This is a genomic window from Lysobacter sp. Soil_C_15 (assembly GCF_057657315.1).
The window spans coordinates 134,484-160,490 of the sequence record NZ_JBDGIR010000003.1 but is presented as its reverse complement, the minus strand read 5'-3'; the positions used below and the strand labels follow the sequence as shown (position 1 = coordinate 160,490).

Annotated in this window: 29 protein-coding genes; 21 read left to right on the top strand and 8 right to left on the bottom strand. The window is 68.5% G+C overall.

All coding sequences use genetic code 11. The features are described from left to right. Positions 1-20: 20 nt before the first annotated feature. Positions 21-620 (bottom strand): hypothetical protein, encoded by a 600-nt coding sequence (locus AC3A57_RS08685; protein ID WP_487578547.1) that lies wholly within the window; start codon positions 618-620, stop codon positions 21-23. 266 nt (positions 621-886) lie between these two features. Beyond that, positions 887-2,176: a S41 family peptidase gene (locus AC3A57_RS08680; RefSeq protein WP_487578546.1), complete on the bottom strand. Its 1,290-nt coding sequence runs from the start codon at positions 2,174-2,176 to the stop codon at positions 887-889. Positions 2,177-2,394: 218 nt separating this feature from the next. Between AC3A57_RS08680 and AC3A57_RS08675 the strand changes: the two genes are divergently transcribed. Continuing rightward, the gene (locus AC3A57_RS08675; protein WP_487578545.1) at positions 2,395-2,676 is read left to right on the top strand and encodes a hypothetical protein; all 282 of its coding nucleotides are present in this window, start codon (positions 2,395-2,397) and stop codon (positions 2,674-2,676) included. A gap of 58 nt (positions 2,677-2,734) precedes the next feature. Then, positions 2,735-3,289 (top strand): cysteine hydrolase family protein, encoded by a 555-nt coding sequence (locus AC3A57_RS08670; protein ID WP_487578544.1) that lies wholly within the window; start codon positions 2,735-2,737, stop codon positions 3,287-3,289. Positions 3,290-3,304: 15 nt separating this feature from the next. Here AC3A57_RS08670 and AC3A57_RS08665 read toward each other — a convergent pair whose 3' ends face one another. The 3 genes from AC3A57_RS08665 to AC3A57_RS08655 form a co-directional block, all read right to left on the bottom strand. Further along, positions 3,305-4,570 (bottom strand): phospholipase D-like domain-containing protein, encoded by a 1,266-nt coding sequence (locus AC3A57_RS08665; protein WP_487578834.1) that lies wholly within the window; start codon positions 4,568-4,570, stop codon positions 3,305-3,307. Between the two features lie 104 nt (positions 4,571-4,674). Then, entirely contained in the window at positions 4,675-5,073 is a 399-nt protein-coding gene (locus tag AC3A57_RS08660) for a DUF4440 domain-containing protein (protein ID WP_487578543.1), read from the bottom strand. A gap of 47 nt (positions 5,074-5,120) precedes the next feature. Then, entirely contained in the window at positions 5,121-5,915 is a 795-nt protein-coding gene (locus tag AC3A57_RS08655; protein WP_487578542.1) for a glycine zipper domain-containing protein, read from the bottom strand. Between the two features lie 361 nt (positions 5,916-6,276). Here AC3A57_RS08655 and AC3A57_RS08650 point away from each other — a divergent pair, with 361 nt between their 5' ends. The 4 genes from AC3A57_RS08650 (at position 6,277) to AC3A57_RS08635 (ending at position 8,409) form a co-directional block, all read left to right on the top strand. After that, positions 6,277-7,146 carry an MBL fold metallo-hydrolase gene (locus AC3A57_RS08650; RefSeq protein ID WP_487578541.1) on the top strand — a complete coding sequence of 290 codons (870 nt, stop codon included), beginning with the start codon at positions 6,277-6,279 and terminating at the stop codon, positions 7,144-7,146. Between the two features lie 264 nt (positions 7,147-7,410). After that, the gene (locus AC3A57_RS08645; protein WP_487578540.1) at positions 7,411-7,623 is read left to right on the top strand and encodes a hypothetical protein; all 213 of its coding nucleotides are present in this window, start codon (positions 7,411-7,413) and stop codon (positions 7,621-7,623) included. A gap of 65 nt (positions 7,624-7,688) precedes the next feature. Then, positions 7,689-7,853 (top strand): DUF1328 domain-containing protein, encoded by a 165-nt coding sequence (locus AC3A57_RS08640; protein WP_221672997.1) that lies wholly within the window; start codon positions 7,689-7,691, stop codon positions 7,851-7,853. 10 nt (positions 7,854-7,863) lie between these two features. Then, positions 7,864-8,409 carry an SRPBCC domain-containing protein gene (locus tag AC3A57_RS08635; protein WP_487578539.1) on the top strand — a complete coding sequence of 182 codons (546 nt, stop codon included), beginning with the start codon at positions 7,864-7,866 and terminating at the stop codon, positions 8,407-8,409. 81 nt (positions 8,410-8,490) lie between these two features. Here the strand turns inward: AC3A57_RS08635 and AC3A57_RS08630 are convergent, their stop codons facing one another. Both AC3A57_RS08630 and AC3A57_RS08625 read right to left on the bottom strand, forming a co-directional pair. After that, complete coding sequence (locus tag AC3A57_RS08630; protein WP_487578538.1) at positions 8,491-8,892, bottom strand: hypothetical protein; 402 nt, start codon at positions 8,890-8,892, stop codon at positions 8,491-8,493. A gap of 75 nt (positions 8,893-8,967) precedes the next feature. After that, positions 8,968-11,484, bottom strand: a complete 2,517-nt coding sequence (locus tag AC3A57_RS08625; RefSeq protein ID WP_487578537.1) for a catalase — start codon at positions 11,482-11,484, stop codon at positions 8,968-8,970. Between the two features lie 210 nt (positions 11,485-11,694). Between AC3A57_RS08625 and AC3A57_RS08620 the strand changes: the two genes are divergently transcribed. Together AC3A57_RS08620 and AC3A57_RS08615 are read left to right on the top strand one after the other, a co-directional pair. Further along, the gene (locus tag AC3A57_RS08620) at positions 11,695-12,432 is read left to right on the top strand and encodes a DNA-formamidopyrimidine glycosylase family protein (protein ID WP_487578536.1); all 738 of its coding nucleotides are present in this window, start codon (positions 11,695-11,697) and stop codon (positions 12,430-12,432) included. A gap of 125 nt (positions 12,433-12,557) precedes the next feature. Continuing rightward, the gene (locus AC3A57_RS08615; protein ID WP_487578535.1) at positions 12,558-15,203 is read left to right on the top strand and encodes an excinuclease ABC subunit UvrA; all 2,646 of its coding nucleotides are present in this window, start codon (positions 12,558-12,560) and stop codon (positions 15,201-15,203) included. A gap of 3 nt (positions 15,204-15,206) precedes the next feature. On the opposite strand, the gene xth is transcribed toward AC3A57_RS08615, so the two are convergent. Beyond that, positions 15,207-16,061, bottom strand: coding sequence for an exodeoxyribonuclease III (gene xth / locus AC3A57_RS08610; protein ID WP_487578534.1), 855 nt, complete (start codon positions 16,059-16,061; stop codon positions 15,207-15,209). A 306-nt stretch (positions 16,062-16,367) separates the two neighbouring features. On the opposite strand from xth, the gene AC3A57_RS08605 reads away from it, so the two are divergent. From AC3A57_RS08605 to AC3A57_RS08545, 13 genes are all read left to right on the top strand, one after another. Next, complete coding sequence (locus AC3A57_RS08605) at positions 16,368-16,586, top strand: hypothetical protein (RefSeq protein ID WP_487578533.1); 219 nt, start codon at positions 16,368-16,370, stop codon at positions 16,584-16,586. An 82-nt stretch (positions 16,587-16,668) separates the two neighbouring features. After that, positions 16,669-16,959 carry a hypothetical protein gene (locus AC3A57_RS08600; protein WP_487578532.1) on the top strand — a complete coding sequence of 97 codons (291 nt, stop codon included), beginning with the start codon at positions 16,669-16,671 and terminating at the stop codon, positions 16,957-16,959. 120 nt (positions 16,960-17,079) lie between these two features. Next, complete coding sequence (locus tag AC3A57_RS08595; RefSeq protein WP_487578531.1) at positions 17,080-18,642, top strand: FAD-dependent oxidoreductase; 1,563 nt, start codon at positions 17,080-17,082, stop codon at positions 18,640-18,642. Then, positions 18,639-19,169 carry a hypothetical protein gene (locus tag AC3A57_RS08590; protein WP_487578530.1) on the top strand — a complete coding sequence of 177 codons (531 nt, stop codon included), beginning with the start codon at positions 18,639-18,641 and terminating at the stop codon, positions 19,167-19,169. The genes AC3A57_RS08595 and AC3A57_RS08590 overlap by 4 nt, the downstream gene beginning before the upstream one ends. 109 nt (positions 19,170-19,278) lie before the next feature. Further along, complete coding sequence (locus AC3A57_RS08585; protein WP_487578529.1) at positions 19,279-20,139, top strand: NAD(P)H-binding protein; 861 nt, start codon at positions 19,279-19,281, stop codon at positions 20,137-20,139. Positions 20,140-20,360: 221 nt separating this feature from the next. Next, complete coding sequence (locus tag AC3A57_RS08580; RefSeq protein ID WP_487578528.1) at positions 20,361-20,768, top strand: hypothetical protein; 408 nt, start codon at positions 20,361-20,363, stop codon at positions 20,766-20,768. A 113-nt stretch (positions 20,769-20,881) separates the two neighbouring features. Further along, positions 20,882-21,700, top strand: coding sequence for a hypothetical protein (locus AC3A57_RS08575; RefSeq protein ID WP_487578527.1), 819 nt, complete (start codon positions 20,882-20,884; stop codon positions 21,698-21,700). A 27-nt stretch (positions 21,701-21,727) separates the two neighbouring features. Then, on the top strand, positions 21,728-22,066 hold the full coding sequence (locus tag AC3A57_RS08570; protein ID WP_487578526.1) for a heavy-metal-associated domain-containing protein: 339 nt from the start codon (positions 21,728-21,730) through the stop codon (positions 22,064-22,066). Between the two features lie 575 nt (positions 22,067-22,641). Further along, complete coding sequence (locus AC3A57_RS08565) at positions 22,642-23,931, top strand: hypothetical protein (RefSeq protein ID WP_487578525.1); 1,290 nt, start codon at positions 22,642-22,644, stop codon at positions 23,929-23,931. A 131-nt stretch (positions 23,932-24,062) separates the two neighbouring features. Next, entirely contained in the window at positions 24,063-24,476 is a 414-nt protein-coding gene (locus tag AC3A57_RS08560) for a hypothetical protein (protein WP_487578524.1), read from the top strand. A gap of 87 nt (positions 24,477-24,563) precedes the next feature. After that, on the top strand, positions 24,564-24,968 hold the full coding sequence (locus AC3A57_RS08555) for a hypothetical protein (protein ID WP_487578523.1): 405 nt from the start codon (positions 24,564-24,566) through the stop codon (positions 24,966-24,968). A 298-nt stretch (positions 24,969-25,266) separates the two neighbouring features. Next, positions 25,267-25,467, top strand: a complete 201-nt coding sequence (locus tag AC3A57_RS08550) for a hypothetical protein (protein ID WP_487578522.1) — start codon at positions 25,267-25,269, stop codon at positions 25,465-25,467. 132 nt (positions 25,468-25,599) lie between these two features. Next, positions 25,600-26,004 (top strand): hypothetical protein, encoded by a 405-nt coding sequence (locus tag AC3A57_RS08545; RefSeq protein WP_487578521.1) that lies wholly within the window; start codon positions 25,600-25,602, stop codon positions 26,002-26,004. Positions 26,005-26,007: the final 3 nt, after the last annotated feature.

Below are 26,007 nucleotides of genomic sequence, written 5' to 3'. Positions count from 1 at the left end.
CGTCCCCGGCACCGCTGCGCTCAGTCCTCCGGCAGCACGATCTTGGCGCAATCCGGACCGCTCAGCATCGGATCGTCGACGCAGGGCAGGCCGCCGGGCACGCGCTGCGGATAACGCGCCGGCGCATGGCCGCCGCCCCAGCCGGGGAAGTAGGTCGCGGTGCGCGAAGGCCGGCGGTCGATCACGGTGGTGGTCTGGACGAAGTCGCCGCCGCCGTAACGTTCGATCCGGTAGCCGCGCAGTTCGCTGTAGCCGTAGGCCGGTATCGCCGCGTCGATCCGCACCGAGGGCCGGGCGTAGTGCAGATAGACGCCGTCCCGCGCCGGCGGGTACGCCCGGTAGCCATGACCGTACCGGCCGCCGCGATAGCCGTCGTCGCCGCGGTCGCGATAGCCGTCGCGATAACCGTCGAGATAGGCGCGGCCGTCGCCGCCCGCGGCGCGATACGGCGACGCCGTAGTCTGCGGCCGCACCGTGTCGTAAGGCGCGACCGTCTGTCCCGGCCCCGGAGTGAAACCGTAGACCTGCACCGCACCGCGCGACTGCGCCGCTGCCGGCATCGCCACCGCGGACAACCAGACCGCGCCGGCCATCGCCAGAATTCGTCGTGTGCTGCTCATCGCTCGCTCCGCTGTCCGCCGGTAGGGGCCGCCATGCGGCCGGTGACGGCGCGGCGACAGGCCGATGGTAGCGCCGCCCGCCGCGTCGATCGGGGCCACGCCCGACAAAATCCGCCGGCATTCAGGCGCTGGTCGGCGACGGCGCGGCCGAACGCCGGGGAGGGCCTGTTCAGGTCAGGAGCGAAGAGCGACTGCGAAGCAACGAGCAGCCGGAGCAGGCAGCCATCCTCGGCAACTCGCCGCTCCCCCCTTGCACCGACTACTGTCTACTCGTTCCTCTCGGCTTTCATCTCGCCCCCGGCGCTCAAGGCCTCGATCGCCGCATCCAGATCCGGATCGCGGCCGCCGCACAGATCGGCGCGGGTCCATTCGATGCGCCGGTCCGGCGTCAGCGGCCGGTCGCCCAGGTCGCGTCCGTCCGCCGCCCACAGCCCGTGCACCGGCACGGTCAGGGTCCAGCCGCCGGCCAACTCGAAGTTCTCGCCGCTCAGCAGTTCGCCGGCGCTGTCGCGGCCGTACAGACGCGCGCCGCTGTACAGGCGCATCGCCCAGGCGAAGCCTTCGCCTGCGCTGGCGGTCTCGCCGTCGATCAGCACCACCACCGGCGCGCGATAGCGCGGCTTGCCGGCCAAGGGGTCGGAGTGGAACACCGCCGCGCCGCGCTGCGCGCCGATCGCCTCGAACACCGCCGCATCGGTATAGGCGCCGACGGTCTTCGGCCCTTGGGCGATGTCGGCCGCGCTCGGCCGCCGGCCCAGCGACTGCAGATAGGACCGCGCATACAGGGCGAACACCGGGCGTTCGCCCGGCTGCATGAAATAACTGGCCAGGCGCAGCGCCGAGGTGTTTCCGCCGCTGTTGCGGCGCAGGTCCAGGATCAGGCCCTGGGTATCGCCCAATTCGCTCATCGCGCTGTCGGCCAGGGCCGCGGCGCCGTCGTCGAAACGATCCACGCGCAGGTAGCCCAGGCTCAGGCCCTTGCGCGGCGAGTAACGGCTCCAGCGCCATCCGGGATGTTCGGCGGCGCTGAGTCCGACCCGGGCGACCTGCAGCGCCCGGGTCTGGCCGGCGCAATGCTGCACGATCAGCTCGGCGCGGCTGCCGAGCGCCCCGGCCACCGCATCGGCCGGGCTCAACAGGCGATCGCCCGGGCGCAGGCCCTGCCGCCAGGCGTCGCTCAGCGGCGAGACCTCGACCGCCGTGGCCGCGCCCTCGACCGTGCCGAAGCGCGCGCCGATGCCGCGCGCACGCGCGGCGCTGCCGGCCGGCGCCGACAGCGCGACATGCGAGACCTTCAGCTCGCCCAGCATTTGCCCGATCAAGGCCTGGAACGCCGCGTCGTCGCCGACATCGCCCAGGCGGCCGCGGTAACGACGCCCGACCGCGGCCCAGTCCGCACCGTGGAAACCGGGGTCGTAGAAGTTGCGCTCGACGGTGGACCAGACCTGTTCGAACACAGGCGCATACGCCGCGCCCTTCGGCGCGCCGGCCGCGGTGCCGGTCGCCGCCAGCGCCGCCAGTCCGATCGCCGCCCATGCCGTTGCCGCTCGCCGCATCCCTGCCCGCTTGCTCTTGCTTTGCCGCATCGACCGCATCTCCCGCGCCGGCGCCGTCGTGGCGCCCCCGGACGATGTGATAGCCGATCGCGGCCGCCAGCGGCAATGGCGTTGGTCCCGGCGGCGGACGGCTTGGTCACAGCCCGGCGCACAACGCGGCCTTCACAGCCCCGGGCCTAGGGTGAAGGCGCAGGGGGTGGTCAGCCGGAGAGTGCGTCATGCACGCTGCGCAGCTGCGTTCGCTCAGCTACTGGGCGAGCCACTACAAGCACGCCCCCTTCTACCGCGAAGGCCTGACCTTCTCCGACTACGCCCCGGCGATCTATCTCGGCATCGCCGCCCGCGGCGACCATCCCGAGGCCTGCTTCAAGGACTTGGTGGCCGATCTCGAAGAACGCTATGCCCAGGTCCGGCAGGGCTCGCGGTTGAACTGGATCCGCGCGATCGAAGTCGCCGAAGCGGCCTGGCTCAGCATCCACGACGAAGCCGAAGCGGCTTGAAGCAGGGCGGGTCGCCCCGCTCCGCCGTACCCGCGGCGCGGGTGCGCGAGGACTGAACATGCCTCCGGCCCCGCGCGGCACCGCGCTGCTGATCATCGACATGATCAACCTGCTCGACTTCCCGGGCGGTCCGGCGCTGCTGCGCCTGGCCGTGCCGGCGGCGCGCCGCATCGCCGCGCTCAAGCGGCGCTTCGTCGAAGTCGGCGCACCGGTGATCTACGCCAACGACAACTTCGGCCAATGGCATGCCGACTTCCGCGAACTGGTCGCGGTCTGCCGCCAGCCCGGCAGCCTCGGCGCGCCGCTGGCCGAGTTGTTGGCGCCGCAGCCGGACGACTACTACGTGCTCAAGCCCAAGCACTCGGCTTTCCACTCCACCCCGCTGGCGATCCTGCTGGAGCAGTGCCAGACCGAACGGGTGGTGATCGGCGGCGTGTCGACCGACGTCTGCATCGCCGCGACCGCGATCGACGCGCATATGCGCGAGCTCGCCGTGCACGTGCCCTCCGATTGCGTCGCCGCGCCGTCGCGCGCGCGTTCGGAACGGGCTTTGAAGTTGCTGCGCGACTCGATCGGCGCGGCGACCGCGGCGGCGCGCTGGGTCCGGCCCTGAGCCGTCCGTCCGCGCTTACAACTGGGCCCGCAACGGCCGCACCAGCAGTTCGCCGATGCGCTGGCCGAGCGGCCGTTCGCGCCACATCGCCGCGGTATAGACCGAGGAATTTTCCAGGTCGCGCTCGAACACCGCCCGCATGCGCCCGGCGAACTCGCGGTCGAACAGGTTCAGGCTGGCCTCGTCGTTGAGCCGGAACGAACGGATGTCGAAATTGGTCGAACCGACCGAGACGAATTCGCCGTCTACGATCAACAGCTTGACGTGCATCATGGTCGGCCGGTACTCGTAGAATTCCACGCCGGCGTCCAGCAAGCGCCCCCACTGCGCCTTGGAGGCGTAGCGCACCACTTCCGAGTCGGTGTGCGCGCCCGGCACCAGGATGCGGATGCGCACGCCGCGATGGCGGGCCTGCAGCAGCGCCAACAGGATCAGGTCGTCGGGCACGAAGTAGGACGCGGCCAGGTCGATCTCGCGGTTGGAGGCGGCGATCGCCATCAGATACATCAGGTGCATGCTTTCGCTGCCGCTGGCCGGCGAGCTCAGGAACAACTGCGCTTCGGTCGAACCGACCGGCGCGAGCGGCGGGAAGTACTCCGGCCCGCGCAGGGCCTGGCCGGTCATCTTGATCCAGTTGTCGTTGAACGCGGCCTGGAACTGGCCGACCACCGGCCCTTCGACGCGGAAATGGCTTTCGCGCCAGTGCTCGGCGTCCTGGGCGTGGCCCAGCCACTGGTCGGCGATGCCGACGCCGCCGGTGAACGCGACCCGGCCGTCGACCACCAGCAGCTTGCGGTGGGTGCGGTTGTTGAGCCGGTCCCAGGTGTACCAGCGGATCGGCCGGTACTGCTCGATGCGGACCCCGGCCTGGCGCATCTGCCGCAATAGCTCCTCGTCCATCTTGGTGCTGCCTAGCCAGTCCAGGGTGACGTGCACGCGCACTCCGGCGCGCGCGCGCTCGGACAGGGCTGCGCTGAATTGCTGACCGATCCGGCCCGACCAGTAGATGTAGGTTTCGAAAGTGATCGAGCGCTGCGCCGCGGCGATCGCCTGCAGCATCGCCGGGAAGATCTCGTCGCCGTTCTGCAGCGCCTCGACCCGGTTGCCGTCGAGAATGGTCGGCCCCAGCGCCACCGCCATCTCGCGGCGGAACTGCCGGTCGGTCACCGAATAGGCATGCGGCGGCAACTGGCGCAGGCGCTTTTCCGGCCCGATCAGATTGACCGACACCAGCAGCGCCAGCGCGGTCGCCAGGACCGCGATCGCCAGCGCCCACAGCACCTGCTTGCGGCTCCAACGCTTGCGCTTGATCAGCGAGACCTCGGTCATCGGCGGGATACCTGGGCAACCGGTCGCACTTTACGCCGCGGCCCGCGCCCGCCGCGTCAAGACGCGATCGGGGTTTGCTGATGCTGGATCAAGCGCCAATCGCCGCCGTCGCGGCGATAAGTCGAGCTGCAATAGGCGCGGTACGGCGGCGCGCCCGGCCGAGAGCCGAGCGCGCGATAGGCCAGCACCGCGGTATCCGGATCGGCCCGTTCCAGCGTGGGCTGCTCCAGTTCCACCGCGGTCCAGCGCGGCGCGGCGCGCAGGCTGTCCAGGACGGCCTCGCGGCCGCGCAGGATGCCGGTCGGCGGTGCGAACGCCATCAGACAATGCGGGCTGAGCCTGGCGGCGTTGTCCGCCGCCGGGCTCAGCCAGAAATCGCGTTCGCGCTGCCACAGTTGCGCATCGTCTATGCCGTGCTCCGCGTCTTCGCAGCCGTGCGCCGCTGCGTTGCGCACCGCGGACCGGCGATCGGATTCCGTCGCCGGCCCGCGAACACCGCCATTCATCGGCCGTCGCGGTCGGCATCGCCCGGCAGGGCGCGCTCGACGCTGTGCCAGGCGTCGCGGACCGCGGCCTTGGCCTTTTCCCAGCCCAGGCGCGATTGACCCTTGACCCGGTCCCAACCGCGGCCGAGATCGCTTTCCAGGCGGTCGTCCCAGGCGCGGTCGCCGTACTGATGGCGTGCCTGAGTGCCGTAGCGGTACGCCGGCCGATAGTCGTCGTAGTTCGCTTGCGGGTCGCGGTAGTCGACCTGATCGAAGCGCGCCGCGTGATAGCGGTCGGTGGCGTCGTACGCCCGATAGCTGCGGTCGGCGCGGTCCCAGGCGTCGCGCACCGCCGGCATGGCCGCCGCCCAATCCAGGCGCGACCGGTCGCGCGCGTTGCTCCAGCCGCGCTCCAGTTCGGTCTCGATGGCCGCGTCCCAGGCGCGGCCGGCGTAGCGATAGCGCGCCTCGCCGCCGTAGCCGTAGGCCGGCGCATAGTCCTTGTCGTAATCGTATTGCTGGTTGTAGTACGGCCGATGAGCGTACTCGTCGCGCCAGTACTCGGCTTCGCCGGTCGGGTCGACGCGTTCGGCCAGATCCTTGCCGACCGCGGCGCCTGCGACCGTGCCGATGCCGGCGCCGATCAAGGCGCCGATCGGCCCGCCGAGCGCGCCGACGGCTGCGCCGGCGGCCGCGCCGCTGGCGCCGCCGAGGCCGACGCCGACCGGATGCGAACCGGGCGCACCGGTGATGGGGTCGCGATTGAGGTCGCGGTTCGATTGCGAAGCGCGCGGATCGTTGGGGTTTGCCATGAGCGTTCTCCAGGTAGGCCCTGCATCGCGCCGAAGTGGCCATGCCGGGATGGCTATCAAGCTGCATGCCTCGGCGTAAGCGGCTCGTAGCCCGGGCGCCAAGGGCGCATTAACCCGGCGTGGATGCGGCGTAAACGTGTCGGCTGCCTGACGCTCCGGCCGCCGCCGCGCTGGCCGGCAACTCCTGCACCCGGGTTCGCGAACTGCGCCCACGGCTTGGCCGCCGTCCGCCTCCGCGCGCCCGCGGCGCAGCGTCGCCAATGGCATGGATGTTGCGTGATCGTGCATGACCGCCGGTCGCGCCCAGCCTCCGCCGGTCGCCACCGCCCACGCAGTACGAAGCCTGATCCGGGAGTCGCCGATGCGCGTGCACCATCTCAACTGCGCCACCTTCTGTCCGCTCGGCGGACATTTCTTCGACGGCCGCACGCCGGGACTGCGGCGAGCGCGGCTGGTCTGCCATTGCCTGTTGATCGAAACCGCGGACCGGCTGATTCTGGTCGATACCGGCCTGGGACTGAACGATGTGTCGCATCCGCATCCGCGCTTGAGCCGCAGCCTGACCGCCCTGTTGCATCCGCGCTACGCCCTGGCCGAAACCGCGCACGCGCAGATCGCCGCACTCGGCTACTCCACCGCCGATGTGCGCGATATCGTCCTCACCCATCTGGATTTCGACCATGCCGGCGGGATCCAGGATTTTCCGCGCGCGCGCGTGCACATATACGCTGAGGAACTGCAGGCCGCGCTGCACGCATCGGAGCGACTGGCGCGACGCCGCTACCGGCGCAGCCAGTGGGGCCACAACGTGCGCTGGATCCAGTACCGCACCCAGGGCGAGACCTGGTTCGGCTTCGACTGCGTGCACCAACTCGCCCAGTTGCCGCCGGAGATCCTGATGCTGCCCCTGCCAGGCCACACCGCCGGCCACTGCGGCATCGCGGTCGACGACGGCCAGCGCTGGCAGTTGCTGGCCGGCGACGCCTACTTCCATCACGACGAGCTGCACGCGGCCGAGCCGAGCTGTCCGGCCGGGCTGGGCCTGTACCAAAGCCTGATGCAAACCGACCGCGACGTGCGCTTGGACAACCGGCGCCGACTGCGCGAGCTGTCCCGCAGCGAACCCTCGGTGCGCATTTTCTGCTCGCACGATGCGGCCGAGTTCGATCGGCTGCATGTGTCCGTGCCGGCCTACGTGAAGCCGGTGAGAAAACCCAGCCGAGCCGTCTAGCGGCAACAGTACGATCGGCGCGTCGAAACGGCCGACGGAACGAGCCGGTCGAACGCGTTGGCGCAGCAGGTTGGCGAAGCAAGTCGACGGAATCCTGGCTGAACATCGCCGGCCGCGTTAGCGCCGTGCATAGCGATCCGTCCTCTGCATTGACGCGGCCCTAGCGAATGCTGATCTAGCTTCGGCTCAAGACCGCAGGTTTGCGATGTATCGAACGGCAGTCGCGGAGCGCAAACCGCGCTCCCCGAGGCGAAGGAGGCACCGATGCGAAACGCTCGACTCGACCTGGAGCTGTGCGCCCTGGAGGCCGCGATTGCGTTCCTGCGCGCTTCGCTCGACGACAGTTGCTTCGAGCGTGAAATACGCGCCTATCGCCAAGGCCTGAATGTCCTCGCCGCCGATGCCGCGGACCGCAGCGAGCTCGATCGTCGATGGATATCGGCGCTCTCCCCGGCCGCCGGCGGTCCATCGTCCTGACTGCGCCGCGCGCGCAGCCCGCGTTCCACATCGGCCGCCCCGCGGCCATCGCCAAGGAGAACTCCATGCTTCGCTATGCCGTCATCTTCTTCGTCATCGCCCTGATCGCCGCCGTGCTGGGTTTCACCGGCATCGCCGGCACCGCCAGCAGCATCGCCTGGATCCTGTTCGTGGTGTTCCTGGTCCTGGCGGTCATTTCGCTGATCCGCGGCCGGCGTCCGGTCGCCTGATCGTTCCTGCATGCAGGCGCGGCTGGAAACAGGTTCGGCCGAGAACAGGTACGGCCGCCCACCGGAGCGCAGCCGGTACGCACCGGCGCGCTCCCTCTGCATCCGGATCAAGCGGCAGCTGCGCGCCGATAGCGCGCGCGTCTACGAGGCCCTGCTGGATCCGCGCGCCTGGCAGACCTGGATCGCGCCCGAAGGTGCGCTCTGCCGCCTGCACCGCTTCGACCCTTGCCAGGGCGGGCGGTTGCGCTATTCGCTGCTGTATCCGGCGGCCCCGGGCCCGCTGCCTGGCGGCCCGCGGGTCGAGACTTATCGCGGCTGCTTCAGCGCCTTGGTTCCATGGCGCAAGGTAGTGCTGCTGTTGGAGCGCGAAGCCGCCGATCCCGACTCGTTCGGCGAAATGGGCTTGGCCTTCCTGCTCGAAGAGACCGGCCACGGCACCGATCTGCTGCTCGTACACGACCGGATTCCGCCGGGCCTGGCGGGCCAGGACCAGGAACGGGCCTGGCGCTCGGCCCTGGCGAACCTGGCCGCCTGGACGGAAACCGACGACCCCTAACGCGGTGCGCTTGCCGGCGCGCCTGCATTCTCGCGGTCTGACCGACGACCTGCGGCGCGCGTCGGCCCCTGCCCCCGCTGTCTACCTGCGATCGTCAGGCCGATGCCGCGCACGCCTGCCCCGTGTACTCGCGCCCAGCAAGCAGCCGCAGACGATCGCGGCCGCGAACGCCGGCATCGGGCGCTCGCGTATCGCTGCCTGCAGGCGGCGCCACGGCGAGGCGGCCTGCTCCGGACCATGTACGGCGACGCGGCTGCGAACGGGTTCGGACAGGCAACCGCGATCGACGCCGGATTCGGGGCTGGATTCCGGGGCGGGTTCCGGCTCGGGCGCCGGTACCGGACTGGCCAGGTCGACGGTCGGTCGGTTGCGCACTCCGCGGCCGGCGTAATCGGTCGGCGTGGCGGGCGGATACGTGGTCGGTTTCATCGGCAAATCCTCGGCTCTCGCGCGCGTCTTGGTCGGATCGGGATGGCGGTCCACGCGCACGTCGTGGCCGCCGTCAAAGACCTGGGCTTTTCAGCCTTTTTCGATGGCGCGTCGCAGCGGAGCGCCGCTTCATACCAGGGGCGGATCGGTCTCGCGCCGCCAGTGACGGTGGGCCGCGACCGCGTCGATGAAACGCTCGATGGCCGGGTGCAATGCCTGCGCATCGCTCAGCACCAAACCCGGATCCGGCTCGCCGTCGGGCAGGCGGCCCCCGGCGCCCGCGCTCTCCAGCAGAGCTCGCGCCGCGCCGATGGCGAGGATCGACTTGCAGTGCCGGTACTGATCCTTGATGTATTCGGCGACGCGGCCGTCCGCGCGCAGCCGCTCGACCGCTGCCGCGCCGTCCGGCAACACCAGCGCGTCGAACAGTACCGACGGTTCGTTCTCGAACGAGGCCTCGGCCTCGAACGCGCTGCCGTCGGCGGCGAGCACCCGGCCGACCCGCGGCCCGACCAGGCGCGGCGCCGCGCCGGCGCTGACCAGCGCCTCGCGCACCGCCTTGACCACGCCTGCATCCACGCCGTCGGCGATCGCCACCGCGACGCGACGGGTCTGGATGCCGCCCTCGCCCGGCCGCGCCAGCATCGACAACGGCGGCGACTGCCGCACTTCCGGTTTCGGCGAGCGCGCCAGCGCGCGCGGCATCGGCTCGGGCACCGCGATGCCCAACCCCGCGGCGACGCCGGCGGCCAGATCGTCCGACACGTTGGCGAGCATCGACACCACCCGTTCGCGGATCGCCGGCACCATCACCTTGCTCAGCTCGAAGCGGAACGCGGCGACGATATGCGCCCGCTCGGCCGGGCTCTGGCTGTCGAAGAACAGGCGGGCCTGGTTGTAGTGCTCGGCGAACTTCTCCGGCTTGGCGCGCAGTTCGTCGGCGCGGATCGGCTCGGGGAAGGACACGAAGCCGGCGCCTCCGGCCTGGAACGGACAACCGCCTCCCAGGCTGTTGGGTTCGTAAGAGACCCGCCCGCGGTGGATCGCCTGGCGATGGAAGCCGTCGCGCTGGTTATTGTGCACCGGCGCGATCGGCGCGTTGATCGGAATCTCGTGGAAGTTCGGCCCGCCCAGGCGCAGCAGCTGGGTATCCACATAGGAGTGGATGCGCCCGGCCAGCAAGGGGTCGTTGGTGAAGTCGATGCCGGGCACCACGTGCGCGGTGCAGAACGCGACCTGCTCGGTCTCGGCGAAGAAATTGTCCGGGTTGCGGTTCAGCACCAGCCGGCCGACCGGCATCACCGGCACCAACTCCTCGGGCACGAGCTTGGTCGCGTCGAGCACGTCGAAACTGAACTTCGCCGCCTGTTCCTCGCCGAACAGTTGCAGTCCCAGTTCGTACTCGGGGAAAGCGCCGGCCTCGATCGCCTCCCACAAGTCGCGCCGGTGATAGTCCGGATCGCAGCCGGAAATCTTCACCGCCTCGTCCCAGGTCAGGGCGTGGGTGCCGAGCTTGGGCGTCCAGTGGAACTTGCACAGGGTCGCCTCGCCGCGCTCGTTGACCAGGCGGAAGGTGTGCACGCCGAAGCCCTGCATCATCCGGTAGCTGCGCGGGATCGCCCGGTCCGACATCTGCCACAGCAGCATGTGGGTGGATTCGGGCATCAGGGACACGAAGTCCCAGAACGTATCGTGGGCCGAAGCGGCCTGCGGCATGGCGTGGTGCGGTTCGGGCTTGACCGCGTGCACCAGGTCGGGAAACTTCATCGCGTCCTGGATGAAGAACACCGGGATGTTGTTGCCGACCAGGTCCCAGTTGCCCTCGTCGGTGTAGAACTTGACCGCGAAGCCGCGCACGTCGCGGGCGGTGTCCTTGGAGCCGCGCTCGCCGGCTACGGTGGAAAACCGCACGAACGCCGGGGTGATCTTGCCGGCTTCGGCGAACGGCGCGGCACGGGTGATCCGCCGCAGCGACTCGTAGCATTCGAAGTAGCCGTGCGCGCCGGAGCCGCGGGCATGGACGATGCGCTCGGGGATGCGCTCGTGATCGAAGTGGGTGATCTTCTCGCGCAGGATGAAGTCCTTGAGCAAGGCCGGCCCGCGCAGGCCGGCCTTGAGCGAGTTCTGGTTGTCGGCGACGGGCACGCCCTGGTTGGTGGTCAGCCGCTGGGCCGACGGGTCGACCCGGACCCGGTCCAGATCGGCGACCGTCGGATTGCCGCCCGGCGTCGCGCGCGAACCGAGTTTGGCGCCGCGGCTGCTCTCGCTGAGGGTGCTCGCCGTCGCCAGCGGATCCGCGTCGGCGCTGGCGCCCGGCGGTGGCGTCAGCGCGCCGTCGCGGCCATGCTCGGCAGGCTTGTTCGGGTTGGACGGGAACCGGCGCGCCAGCGCGTCGGCCGCCTGGACCTGATTGGCCAGCGGCGAATGCGCGGCGGCCGCTTCGCGCGGTGCGGCCGGACGGGCGCGGCCGCTGTGGCGAACCGTCTTGGAACTTGTTTTGGAGCTTGCCGTCTTGGCGCCGGCCGCTTTGGGGCCGCTCGCTTTGGAGCCGGTCGTTCCGGGACTGGCCGATTTCGGGCCGATGGACTTGGTGGACCTGGCAGGCGCCGGCTTGGCGGCGGCCGGCTTCTTCGGAGGACGGGCCATGGGCAGTCTCGCGGTGAACTGGACCAGTACGCCGCAAGTTCCGTGCCCAGCGCCGATGCCTCAGTCCGGCGCCGCCTGCCGCGCTGCTGCGCGCGGCACCCGGTGCGCGGCTGCAGGCAATTAATGCGGACGCCAGCACTTCTTGCACGGTCGACGCGTACGCGTGCGCCGTTGACGCAAGCCTAACCCCGCCGCTGCCGATACTGGGTCGTGCCCGAAGGTCCCACCATCGCGATCCTCAAGGAAGCAGCGGCCGGTTTCGTCGGCCGCCGCGTGCGCTGGGTCGGCGGCAACAGCCGCGAGGACATCCAGCGCCTGCATGGCCGGACCCTGCGCCGCCTGCGCAGCTGGGGCAAGCACTTCCTGCTCGAATTCGACGACGTCGCCTTGCGCATCCATTTCATGCTTTACGGCAGCTACCGGATCAACGAAGAACGCGACAGCCCGCCGCGCCTGAGCCTGCGCTTCGACCGGGGCGAGTTCCTGAACTTCTACGCCTGCTCGGTGCGCTTCATCGAGGACGACCTGGATCGGGTCTACGATTGGAGCGCGGACGTGATGAACCCGGACTGGAACCCGCGCAAGGCCCGGGCCAAGCTGGCGCTGCGGCCGCAGGCGCTGGCCGCCGATGTCCTGCTGGACCAGCAGGTGTTCTCCGGAGTCGGCAACATCATCAAGAACGAAGTGCTGCACCGCATCCGGGTGCACCCGGAAAGCCGGATCGGCGCGCTGTCCTCGCGCAAGCTGGGCGAGCTGATCCGCCAGGCGCGCGAGTACAGCTTCGACTTCTATGCCTGGAAGAAGGCCTACGTGCTGAAGCAGCATTTCCAGGTGCATACCAAGACCCACTGTCCGCGCGACGGCCAGCGATTGAGCTTCCGGCCCAAACTCGGCAAGGCGCAACGGCGCGCGTTCTTCTGCCCACGCTGCCAGCGCCTATACGAATAGGCGCCGCGACGGCTCGACAACGCGAGCGGCCGCATCGCGCCCTGGTCTGAAGGCGCCCGGGGCCGGATCATAGCGGTCTGTCCTCCCCCGGCGCGGCCTACCGCCCCGTCACGATCGAGCGTCTTATGGCTGCTAGAACTTCGCCCCGCAAACCTTCCGCGCTCCGCGCCCACGGCGATGCCTTCGTCCGCGTCCGCGGCGCGCGCGAGCACAACCTCAAGGACGTCGACGTAGACCTGCCGCGCGACGCCCTGGTCGCGTTCTCCGGCGTGTCCGGCTCGGGCAAGTCCTCGCTGGCCTTCGGCACCCTCTACGCCGAAGCCCAGCGCCGCTACCTGGAATCGCTGTCGCCGTACGCGCGGCGCCTGATCGACCAGGTCGGCGTGCCCGATGTCGACGCGATCGAAGGCCTGCCGCCGGCGGTGGCCCTGCAGCAGCAACGCGGCAGTCCCAGCGTGCGCTCCACCGTGGGCAGCGTCACCACCCTGTCCAGCCTGCTGCGCATGCTGTATTCGCGCGCCGGCCACTACCCGCCGCGGCAGCCGATGCTGTACGCCGAGGACTTCTCGCCGAACACCCCTCAGGGCGCCTGCCCGCACTGCCACGGCCTGGGCCATGTGTACGAGGTCACCGAACGCTCGATGGTGCCCGACCCGTCGCTGAGCATCCGCGAGCGCGCGATCGCCTCCTGGCCGCCGGCCTGGCACGGCCAGAACCTGCGCGACATCCTGGTCACGCTCGGCTACGACATCGACAAGCCCTGGCGCGATCTGCCGAAAAAAGACCGCGACTGGATCCTGTATACCGAAGAACAGCCGGTCGCCCCGGTCTACGCCGGCTTCACCCCGGCCGAGACCCGCGCCGCGCTGCGGCGCAAGGCCGAGCCCAGCTACATGGGCACCTACATGGGCGCGCGCAAATACGTCCTGCACACCTTCGCCACCACCCAGAGCGCGCAGATGAAAAAGCGCGTGGCCCGGTTCATGACCGGCGCGCCCTGTCCGCAATGCGACGGCCGACGGCTCAAGCCGGAAGCCCTGTCGGTGACGTTCGCCGGGCTCGATATCGGCCGCCTTTCGCAGTTGTCGCTGGACCGGATCGCCGAAACGCTGGCTCCGGCCGCGCAAGGCCGCTTCGAAGCCGCTAGCGACAACGCCACCCGCAGCCGCGCCGCCGGACGCCGCGACATCGCCAAACGCGTGGCCGCCGGCGGCCTGGCCCACACCGGCAGCTCCGACGTGCGGCGTACGCCGAACCTGTCGGAGGAAAAGCGCATCGCCGCGCAGCGCATCGCCCACGACCTGGTCGAGCGCATCGGCACGCTGCAGGCGCTGGGCCTGGGCTATCTGGCCCTGGACCGCACCACCCCGACCCTGTCGCCCGGCGAGCTGCAGCGCCTGCGGCTGGCGACCCAGGTGCGCTCGAACCTGTTCGGCGTGGTCTACGTGCTCGACGAACCTACCGCCGGCCTGCATCCGGCCGACGGCGAAGCCCTGCACGACGCGCTGAACCAGCTCAAGGCCGCCGGCAACACCTTGTTCGTGGTCGAGCACGACCTGGACACCTTGCGCCGCGCCGACTGGATCGTCGATGTCGGCCCCGGCGCCGGCGAACTCGGCGGGCAGGTCCTGTACAGCGGGCCGCCGCAGGGGCTGGGCGCGGTCGCCGGCTCGCATACCGGACGCTATCTGTTCGCGCCGCCTGCGGCGTCCGGACGCGCGCCGCGCGCCGTGTCGGACTGGCTGGAACTGCGCGGCGTCCGCCGCAACAACCTGCACGATCTCGATGCGCGCTTCCCGTTGCGCGCCTTCACCGCGGTCACCGGCGTGTCCGGCTCGGGCAAGTCCAGCCTGGTCAGCCAGGCCCTGGTCGATCTGGTCGGCGCCCACCTCGGCCACGAACCGGCGCCGGAGGAGACCGAAGGCGAACTGCCGTCGCTGAGTCCGGTCGCGGTCACCGGCGGTCGCCTGCACGCCGGCGCCGATTCGATCCGGCGTCTGGTCAACGTCGACCAGAAGCCGATCGGCCGCACCCCACGCTCCAATCTGGCCACCTACACCGGCCTGTTCGATCACGTGCGCAAGCTGTTCGCCGGCACCGCGCTGGCGCGAACGCGCCGCTACGGCGCCGGCCGCTTCTCGTTCAACGTCGCTCAGGGCCGCTGCGATACCTGCGAGGGCGAGGGCTTCGTCCAGGTCGAGCTGTTGTTCATGCCGACCGTGTACGCGCCCTGCCCGACCTGCCACGGCCGGCGCTACAACGACAAGACCCTGGAAGTGCAGTGGAACGGACGCGATATCGCCGAAGTATTGGCGATGACCGTCGACGAGGCGCTGGCGTTCTTCGCCGACGAGGCCGCCCTGCAGCGTCCGTTGGCCTTGCTGCACGACATCGGCCTGGGCTATCTGCGCCTGGGCCAGCCGGCGACCGAACTGTCCGGCGGCGAAGCGCAGCGGATCAAGCTCGCCACCGAACTGCAGCGGCGCCAGCGCGGCGACACCTTGTACGTACTCGACGAACCGACCACCGGCCTGCATCCGGCCGATGTCGACAAACTGATGGCGCAACTGCACGGCCTGGTCGACGACGGCAATACGGTGATCGTGGTCGAGCACGAAATGCGCGTGGTCGCCGACAGCGACTGGGTGATCGACGTCGGCCCGGGCGCCGGCCAGGAGGGCGGCCGCATCGTCGCCGCCGGCACCCCGGCGCAGGTGGCGCGCGCCAAGGCCAGCCGCACCGCGCCCTATCTGCGCGCAGCGATGGGCTGAGGCTCAGCTCGCGCTGCGCTTGCGCACGGAAGCCTTGCGTGGCGCCGGCTTGCGCGTGCCGGCCGCGGCGGCGGCCTTCAGCCGCACCCAGGCCGGCGCGTGATCGCTGGGCTTATCCAGGCCGCGCACCCAGCGGTCGACCCCGGCTTCGGCCAGCCGCGGCGCCAGTGCGCGGTTGAGCAGGACATGATCGATGCGCAAGCCGGCATCGCGCTGCCAGTGCTGGCGGAAGTAGTCCCAGAAGGTGAACATCGGTCGCTGCGGATGGCGCTCGCGCAGCGCATCGGTCCAACCCTGCGCGAGCAGCGCCCGGTATCGCTCGCGGCTTTCCGGTTGCAGCAAGGCGTCCTTGCGCCAGTGGCGCGGGTCGTAGATGTCGAAATCGGTCGGCACCACGTTGAAATCGCCGGCCAGCGCCACCGGATGGCGGCTGCGCTGCAACCCGGCCGCGTAGTCGATCAGGCGGTCGAACCAGGCCAGCTTGTAGTCGAATTTCGGCCCCGGCTGCGGATTGCCGTTGGGCAGGTACAGACAACCGACCAGCAGGCCGTGCACGGCGGCCTCGAGATAACGGCTCTGGGTATCGCGCATGTCGCCCGGCAAGCCGCGCCGGCTTTCCACCGGTTCGCTGCCGTGGGCGAGGATGGCCACACCGTTCCAGGAGCGCTGGCCCAGCCACAAGGCGCCATAACCGGCATCGCGGATCGCCGCCTCCGGAAAACCTTCGTCGGCACTCTTGAGTTCCTGCAGGCAGACGATGTCGGGCCGCTCGCGCTCCAGCCACGCCAGCAGGTGCGCCAGGCGGGTGCGGATGCCGTTGACGTTGAAGGTGGCCAGGGTCAGGCGACGAGCCGGCATGGAGGCGCAGCGCTGAAGAACCGCGCCCAGCCTCCCATCGACGGTGTTAAGCTGCGGTCGTGCAGGGACTGCATCGCGCGGCGTCGCGCGGCGCGCGCAGCCGGCGGACTACGATCCGTTAACGGCCAAGGCTCCAGCCTGTCGCCTCGATGATCCGCGCGCCGGTGCCGCACTCATCGCCATATCGACCGGTGCGACACGCATCCGACATTCTGGCTGCCGATGATCGATGCCGGCGATACCGCGCCGGTCGCGTCGCCTGCCCCGCGCGGCCTTTGCGCCGCAGCTCCGTTACGGAATCGCCCTATGCTGGAAAAAATCGCAGACCGCTACGCCCTGAGCTGGGCCGAACCGCAGATCGCCGGCGACGACCTGCGCTGGATCGCCTGCTGGGAGGTGTACGAGCGTCCGCCCGGGCGCGACGACGTACCGCTGCTGCAAGGCCGCGCCCGGCACTGGACCGGCAGCCGCCAGGCCGCGGCCGAAGAGGCGCGCCGGCTCGCCGCGCAGGCTGCGCGCGGTTGAGTCGTCGGCGGCCGCGCCGTTCGCGTCGGCTGCACGACCGCGGCCGGATCCTACCGCCTGCTTGTTTCGTCGGGAGTTCCGTATGAACGTCGACCTGATCGGCTGGCTCGCTTCGGCCGTGCTGTTGGCGACCCTGACCCGGCAGATCGTCAAGCAATGGCGCGGCGACGATTCGCTGTCGCGCTGGCTGTTCATCGGCCAATGCGCGGCCTCGGCCGGGTTCGTGCTGTACAGCCTGCTGCTCGGCAACTGGGTGTTCACCGTCACCAACGCCTGCCTGCTGCTCACCGCGATCGTCGGCTGGGCGATCGACCGACGCCGCCGCAACCCGAACGAGCGCGACGGCGGCCGCGGACGACACAGCGGCGCCTGAGCTGCGTCAACGATTGGTTAGCGCATCGCCGCTGCGCGTGAATGCGGACGCGGCGGCCCTTGGCGCGTGTTTAACGCGGCCGGTAGCAGGTTCGGTTCATCCCCGATGGAGGACGAGCCGTTGAGCAACGCCATGACCCTGCCGATCTGGTCGTCGCTGCAGGAGCTGACCCAGGAATGCTTCCAGGCCCCGGACGGCATCGAACGCGTCGACGTAGCGGTGATCGGCGCCGGCATCGCCGGCCTGGCGACCGCGCTGAACCTGGTCGACGAGGGCCGCCATGTCGCGGTGTTCGACCGCGACGGTTTCGGCGCCGGCGAGTCCCTGCGCACCACCGCGCATCTGGCCTCGGCCCTGGACGATCGCTACGGCCACCTCGCCCGCTGGCACGGCAGCGACGGCGCGCGCCTGGCCGCGGCCAGCCATGCCGCGGCCACCGACTGGATCGAAGCCTTTTGCAGCCGCCAGGGGCAGCGTTGCGGTTTCCGCCGCGTGCCCGGCTATCTGTTCGCGCACGACGGCGACCCGGCGCCGCTGCGCGAGGAGTACCACGCCGCGGCCCATGCCGGACTGAAGGTGGCGTTGCTCGAACGCGGCCTGCCCGGCGTGCCGCAGTTGGGCGCGCTGCTCGAATTCCAGGACCAGGCCCGGGTCGACATGGGCCGGCTGCTCGAGGCCCTGGCCGAAGAACTGCGCGCCCGCGCGGTGAGCTTCGTCCGCGCTGAAGTGACCGCGGTCGACGGCGGCGACGAAGTCGGCCTGAGCCTGCGCTCGGGCCAGCGCATCCGCGCCGCGGCCGCGGTGGTCGCGAGCAACGTGCCTTTCCATGAAATGGTGTCCATCCACACCAAGCAAGCGCCTTATCGCAGCTACGTCGTCGCCGGCGACTGCCGCGCCGGCGCGGTGCCCTCGATGCTGCCCGATGCGCTGTTCTGGGACGACGGCGATCCCTATCACTACCTGCGCCTGCGCGAAGACCCCGAGCGCGACGGCCGCTGGCAGTTGCTGGTCGGCGGCGAGGATCACAAGACCGGCCAGGCCGAGGATCCGCAGGCCTACGTGCGGCTGCAGACCTGGACCCGGCGCCTGTTTCCCGAGCTGGTCGAGAGCTTCAGCCACGCCTGGTCCGGCCAGGTGCTGGAACCGGTCGACGGCCTGGGCTTCATCGGCGCCGACGCCGGCGGCGCCGACAATGTTTACGTGATCACCGGCGACTCGGGCAACGGCGTCACCCACGGCGTGATCGGCGGCATGCTGGTCGGCGACCTGATCGTCGGCCGCGCCAACCCCTGGCGCGATCTGTACGACCCGGCGCGCAAACCGGTTCGCGCCGCTGGCGGTTGGCTGCGCGAAAACGCCAATGTGCTCGCCCAGTACCGCGACTGGCTGGAATTCGGCGACGGGTTGAAGGACCTCGCACGCGGCAGCGGCGCGGTGGTGCGCAAGGGGCTGCACCGGGTCGCGGTGTACCGCGACGGCGACGGCGCGCTGCATGCGTTCTCGGCGCGATGCCCGCACTTGGGCTGCGCAGTGCGCTGGAGCCCGCAGGAAAAATCCTGGGACTGCCCCTGCCACGGTTCGCGCTTCGCCGCGCAGGACGGGGCGGTGCTGAACGGCCCGGCCAACGCGCCGCTGGCGCCGTTCGAGCTCGACGCCGACGACGCCGCGGCGCCGGAACGATGATCGCGGCGCTGTATCTGGCCTACCTGCTCTGGCTGACGGCCGGATGGGCGGATTTCCGCTGTCACCGCCGCACCGACCTGGCCCACACCTCCGGCTTGCGCGAATCGAGCCTGCACCTGCTGCAACTGGCGCTGATCGGCGGCGGCACGATCCTCGCCCTGACCTTCGAACTCGGCCGAGGCCCCTTGTTCGCTTTGGCCGCGCTGGTCGCCGCGCACGCCTGGGTCGGCTATCGCGATACCTGCAGCGCCTACGGCCGGCGCGACCTGCGCCCGATCGAGCAGCATCTGCACAGCGTGCTCGACGCGGCGCCGGTGGCGGCCTGGACGATCGCCGTCGTCGGTTACGGCGCCGACGACGGCGGCTGGGGCTGGCGCCCGCGCCGTCCGCCGCTGCCGCCGGCCGGGTGGATGGCGGTGCTCGCGCCGGCGTTGCTGCTGTGCGTGTGGCCGGCGCTGAGCGAGTTCCGCAGCGCCTGGCGGGCGCGGCGGGCGCACGCCGGACCCCAGCGCGGGCACGACGGCTGAACCAGGCGACCGCCATCGCAGCCTACGCAGTCTTCACATCGTCTTGGCCGAACCCTTATCGTCCGCCGGCTAGGCTGCCTCGACCGAACGCTCGGAAGGAGACAGCTACGTGTACATCGTATTAGGCGGCACCGGCCATGTCGGCTCGGCCCTGACCCGGGAACTGCTGGCGCGCGGCGAGACGGTGACGGTGATCTCGCACGACCCGGACAAGCGCGAACCCTGGGAACGCCGCGGTGCCGCTTTCGCCCTGGCCGATGTCGGCGACACCGAGGCCCTGCGCGAAATCTTCGCCCGCGGACGGCGTTTGTTCCTGCTCAACCCGCCGGCGCCGCCGGACACCGATACCGACGCGGTCGAACAGGCCGGGGTGCGCTCGATCGTCGACGCCCTGCACGGTTCGCGGCTGGAGCGCATCGTCGCCGAGTCCACCTATGGCGCCCAGCCCGCGCAACGCGCCGGCGACCTGGGCGTGCTCTACGACCTGGAGCAGGCGTTGCGCCTGCAGCCGATCGCGCACCGCGCGATCCGCGCCGCCTACTACATGAGCAACTGGGACGCGGCGCTCGACACCGCGCGCGAGCGCGGCGTGGTGGAGAGCTTCTTCCCGGCCGATTTCCTGCTGCCGATGGTCGCGCCGCAGGACCTGGGCCTGGCCGCCGCCGACCTGCTTACCGCGGCCGAGATCGAGCGCCCGCCGCTGTATGTCGAAGGCCCACGCCGCTACTGCCCGGCCGACGTCGCCTCGTGCTTCGCCAGCGCCCTGAACCGCAGCGTCGAGGTCGAGGTGGTGCCGCGCGAGCGCTGGGTCGAACGCTTCCGCGAACTCGGCTTCTCCCAGCCCGGCGCGGAGTCGTACGCGCGGATGACCGCGCTGACCCTGGACCAGGGCAGCCACGCCGCCAGCGAGCCGCGCCGCGGCGACACCACGTTGCGCGAATACATCGACGCCCTGGTCGGGGTGGATTGAGCCGCGACGCAGCGCACGCGCGCGGCGCGTTCGCCGGATCGGTTCCGCACCCGCGTTCTCAGTTTCGCCGACCCGGCGAAAGTCGAACGCCGGGCCCTGTCCCCCGGCCGCGCCTGCCGCCGTTTGTCAGGGAGCACGACGCCAGGGACGCGTCGCGAGCGCCCGCCGCGCCCGCCCGTCCAGGCCGTGTCCTTCCTCCGACGCCACAGGACCCAGGCCCCATGACCGACACGCCCGCTCCGCCGCCGACCGCCGAGCTCCAGGCCCATATCCAGCGCGTCACCGAGGCCGCCACGCGCGCGATCGCCTCGCTGGACCGGGTGTCAGGCGATGCCGCGGGCCAGGTCGCGCAATCGGCCGCCGCCTATTTCGACAGCGTCAGCCAGCTCGCCCTGGCCAGCCACGCCGTGCTGCTCAAGCGCATGTCCGAGGAGATGGTCCAGCAGCACACCGCCCAGGCCGCCGAAGACGCGCTCGGCCTGCTCGCCAGCGACGTCCTGGCCGGCGCCGCCGCCGCAGTGGCCGCTGCGGCCGGCGCGATCGAGGCCGAGTCGGCGAGCTTCGCCATCGACCACATCGATCAGAGCATCGCCCGCTACACCTCGCTGCTGCACCGGCACGGGCCTTGATCGCCCCCGCCGGCGCGACGCCGACGCCGGCCGGGCAGACAGCCAGGCACCACGGCCGCGTGGCGTGCCGGCGGACGTGAATCCGCGCCCCGCTGCCGCAACCGCCCGGCCGGATGCGGCAATGGCGGCGCTCGCCGATCGGCTGGCGCTGCGCTCCGGCGTGTCGGCGCTCCGATCGGCGCGCGGGCCGCGATCGCCCGCACGGCGCCTGCGGTTTCAAACAAAAACAGGCGCGAGCCTGCAGGACTGGCAAGCTCCGCGACGTCGCCGAGCCGCCCGGATCGACGCGCAATCCCGCAAATTACTCCGCCCCTTCTCTCCCCATGAACCTCCTGTCCAAGCCCGTCGCCGCGACCCTCCTCTCCATTGCCGCCATGACCGGCGCGCCTTCCGCGCGCAGCGCCGAGTTGCCTCCGCTCATCATCGATCTGAGCAAGTGGCCGCGCATGACCTCGACCCAGTTCGGTTGCTATATGGAAAAGACCTTCGGCCACCGCGACCCGCGTTTCAACTGCGCGACCAAGAACTACAAGAACGGCGGCGACCCGTGCCGCAACACCGAGCCCTACTACGAGGGGCCGGCGTTTCCCGACCGCGCGGCCCGCAAAGTGCACCCGCTCGCCACCCGCGTGGAGCTGGACTGGGAACACGAAGAGCTGCGCGAGGTGACCGTGACCCTCAAGGGCACCTGGAACGAAGCGCAGGTGCGCAAGGTCTTCCGCCTGCCGCGCACCGACGCGTTCCGGCTTTCGGACGCAGAAAACGCCGCGCTGCCCGAACATCTGATGGACACCTCGGTGCAGTATCCGCTCAGCAACGACGATGCCGTCGGCGAGCGCGCCAGCGATCCCTCCCGCGGGGTGACCTCGGTGTCCTTCATCGGCTTCGAGCATATGGGCGCCGCCGATTTCGAATGCGGCGAGCCCGGGTGAGCACCGAGGACCGGTGCGGATCGCGGCTTGACCTTGCCATCGTGGCAAGCCCGAGGCTGGCAGCGCCGGCGCACCGCCGGCTTACCGGGAACCGCCATGAAACTGATCGTCGAAGGAATGAGCTGCGGCCACTGCATCGTCGCCGTCACCTCCGCCATCCGCCTGCTGGACGCCGCGGCCGAGGTCGAAGTCGATCTGGCCGCGGCCACGGTGTCGATCGCCAACACCGATCTCAGCCCAGCCGCCGCCAGCGATGCGCTCGGCGACGCCGGCTATGACGTCGTCGCGGTGGTCGATGCCGCGATCGGCAACCCGAGCGCAAAGCCGCAAAGCGCAAACGCCTGCTGCGGCGGTTGCCGCAGCTGAGCTGGCGTCGGTTTGGGCGCCAAAGCGGTAGGCGCTGGAAGCGAACCGCTAGCGACGCAGGGAAATCCGACGGCGCACCGAACTCGGCTGAGCGATGCGATCAACAGGAACCATCGCCTGCGTTTTGCGACGCCGGCGACGCCAACCTGGAAATCGCATCGCGCTTCGGCCGGACGCCGCTCGCGTCGCCAGGCCGCGACTTGACGTTCGCTCCACCCAGCGGCCAATCTTGAAACCGTCGAACAACGCGGGCGCCCGCCACCGGCGCCCCGCCTGGCCTGAGCGCCGGGCCCAGGTGCGATAACAAACCCATTCGCCGCTGCGCAGGATGCGCGACGAGGCCGCCGCACAGAGCAGACAAGGACCGTCCATGCCCCATCGCCACGACGCTCGCACCACCACACCGCCGCCTACACGCGCGGCGCGACGACGTCCGTCGTGCGCCGCACCGACACCCCGTCTGCGCACGGATAAAGTGCGGCATGGGCAGGCCACTAAGCACATTCAGCGACTACCCAGAGCGATGGCTTCCTAGGACGATAGGCATGAACTCCCCCGCTTCCCCGAACCCAGCCATGGCCATCAGCCCTGAACTGCAAGCTAAGATCGATGCGCTCGACAATGAGAAGCTCAGGGACAGAATTCTGAGTGTGCTTACCGGCCCCGGAAAACGGACGGCCAGCGACGAGGATATCTATGAAAACATGGTGTCCAATCACAAGGCGTGTCAGGAACAACAGGCCCGAACACGCAAGTGGCGCGACGACGAAGTGGTCGCCTTCGCGCAATATTTCAGCGTGATAAGCCCGGAGGACTACGCCGACTTCCTCCACCAGCAGAGAGAGTTCAACCACATCGATGCAGAACTCGGCTGGGACGTCGACCGATTGATAGAGACATGGGCTCCGAAGCTGGACTATTTCCTGGACGCAGGCGAGCTGTTCGGCGACTTCCGCACCTACATCGAGACCACCTTTTGCGAGTCCGCGCTCGAACGCCAGGCCACGGACCTGTCCATCAGCCCAGAACTGCGGGCCAGGATCGACGCACTGGAAGAAAAACCGCTCAGGGACAGATTGCGCTGGGTGCTCGCAGCGCCGGCGCACCGGCGCGCCGACGATGAGGCGACCTTCCAGATCGTGCTGTCCGCCGACGCCTTGGCCAAACAGCAACTGGCCGGGGTAGAGAGCTGGAGCGAGGACGAGCTGGCGGAGTTCACCCGCTTCTTCCGCGAAACCTGGCCGGAAGACCATGCCGAACTGCTGCGGCAGCAGGATCCCAGCCTGATCGGACCCGAACTCGCCTCGAGTCTTCAATGGCTGCTGGCATGTTGGGCGCCGGTTTCGACCATGGTCGAGATCAAGGGGCTGTTCCGCCAGTACCGCAACCACCTCAAGACCGCCGCGCCGGTCGCGGACGAGACCGACCGGAGTCTTTGGCAACGAACCACGCCCGTCGATCCGGAACTGCAAGCCAAGATCGACGCGATCGAGAACGCCGAGGTCAAAGCCAGAGTCCTGCGCCTGCTTTCATGCCCCTGGCGGGGCCACACTCTCGATAGCGCGATCTACTCCCTGGTCGCCTCCGAACACGAGAACGCCGAAATCGAGCGGTCCTACCTCGAGGAATGGGGCGACAAGGAGCGATGGCGCATCGACGGGGAAGTGCGTTTCGCCGAATACTTCCGCAAACACCGGCCGCAAGACTATGCCGAGTTCCAGCGCCAGGCCAAGGAATCCAGCGAGATCGCCCCGCAACTGCGCTGGGACGTGTCTCGCCTGCTGAGGGAATGGAACATGGAACTAAGCTCCTCCGACCACAAGATGCTGATCGGCAGGCTTCGCGATTACCTCAAGTCGCATTGATCCGATCGAGGTGGGTGAAATGGATGCGAGAGATCGCTAGAAACGCCCTACGAACGGGGCACTCGACCATCGCGACCGCCAGATCGAACGCCAGCCAAGCACGAGCCATCGAACCCTAAAGAGTCCATGCCATGCCCATCAGTCCTGAACTGCAAGCCAAGATCGATGCTCTGGAAGACCAGGATTTCAAAGCAAGAATTCTTCACCTGCTTACAAGTCCAGCCAAGAAGGAGGTTAGCGATGAAGAAATATTTGAGAACTCCGTCAACAGCTACATGAGGGCCCAGGCCCAGCAGGACAAGCTGCGAAATTGGCAGGATGAAGAAGTCACCGCATTCGCGCAGTATTTCAAAGGGGAAAAGCCAGAAAGCTATTCCGAATTTTTGCGGCAAGAAAGGGACTTCAATGAAATCGAATCAGTGCTCGCCTGGAACGTCCGCACCTTGATAAAGCAATGGATGCCCGGCCTGGATGAGTCGGACAATATCAGTCTGTTCAGGAAATTTCGCCGCCATGTCAGATCCTCGCCACCGGAGCAGACTTAGCAGCCAGATATCGACTGCCGAACAGATCGCCGTTCCTGACGTCACAACCGCTCTGCCAAAGCAAATAAATCCGCGAGCGCTTACGACATGCCCATCGAGCCTGAATTACAAGCCAAGATCGACGCATTGGAGGACGAAAAGCTAAAAGAGAGAACTCTCTTCATTCTATCGGGACCCGGGAACAGACAGGCGACTGACGAGGAAATCTTCGATTCCATGATGCTTGGCTATCAGATGGCAAAAGACCGCCGAGCTCGACTGAGAGAATGGCAAGACGATGAAGTTAAAGCCTTCGCGTCACACTTCGAAAAAGAGAGCCCCAACGATTACACTGAATTTCTTCGGCAGGAAAAGGAATTCAACGAAATAGATGCAGAGCTTGCCTTAAAGGTTCGCCACTTGATTTGGGAGTGGATGCCAGGCTTGAGCTTTTCGGACTGCGATGAGTTCTTCAGCAAATTTCGCGACCATGTAAATTCGCATCTGAGTTGACCAAGGAGGGTCATATGGCCGTGAACTATATCCTGGCCGACACGAGCAGCTTGGTTTTTGCTTATCGTGCGGGAGGTCCAGAGCTTCTAGACTCCTATCTACTGCAAGCAAGATCGACGCCATCGAGAACGCCGAGGTCAAAGCCAGAGTCCTGCGCCTGCTTTCATGCCCCTGGCGGGGCCACACTCTCGATAGCGCGATCTACTCCCTGGTCGCCTCCGAACACGAGAACGCCGAAATCGAGCGGTCCTACCTCGAGGAATGGGGCGACAAGGAGCAATGGCGCATCGACGGGGAAGTGCGTTTCGCCGAGTACTTCCGCGAACATCGGCCGCAAGACTATGCCGAGTTCCAGCGCCAGGCGAAGGAATCCAGCGAGATCGCCCCGCAACTGCGCTGGGACGTGTCTCGCCTGCTGAGGGAATGGGTCCTGGAGCTAAGCTCCTCCGATCACAAGATGCTGATCGGCAGGCTACGCGACTACCTCAAGTGGCATTGATCCGATCGAGGCAGGCGAAATGAATGCATGCCCCTGCTGGGCATTACTTTATAAACAAAAATATGACCAAATCAATAATTCAACCCAAATACATTTGATACGTTAACCGTCAACTCTTAAAGGATCCGTGTCGTGCCCATCACTTCTGAAGTACAAGCGAAAATTGATGCATTAGAAGATGAAGAGCTCAAAGCAAAAGTTATCCGAGCCCTTACAGGCCCCGGCATTAGGCGAGCGAGCGACGAGGACATCTACGAGCTAATCGTCACCGACTACGTATTGGCAAAGCAGGAACAGGCCCGACTGAAACAATGGAAAGACGACGAAGTACTCGCCTTCATACAATACTTTAGAGAAAAAAAGCCGAAGGACTATGCTGAATTCCTAAGGCAGGAAAAGGAATTCAATGAGATTGACACAGCGCTTACCTGGGATGTTCGCCGTTTGATCTGGGATTGGATGCCCGATCTCAGCTCGGCTGACTGCAGCGGACTTTTCAGGAAGCTTCGTCATCATGCCAGGTCGATTTTGGCCTGATCA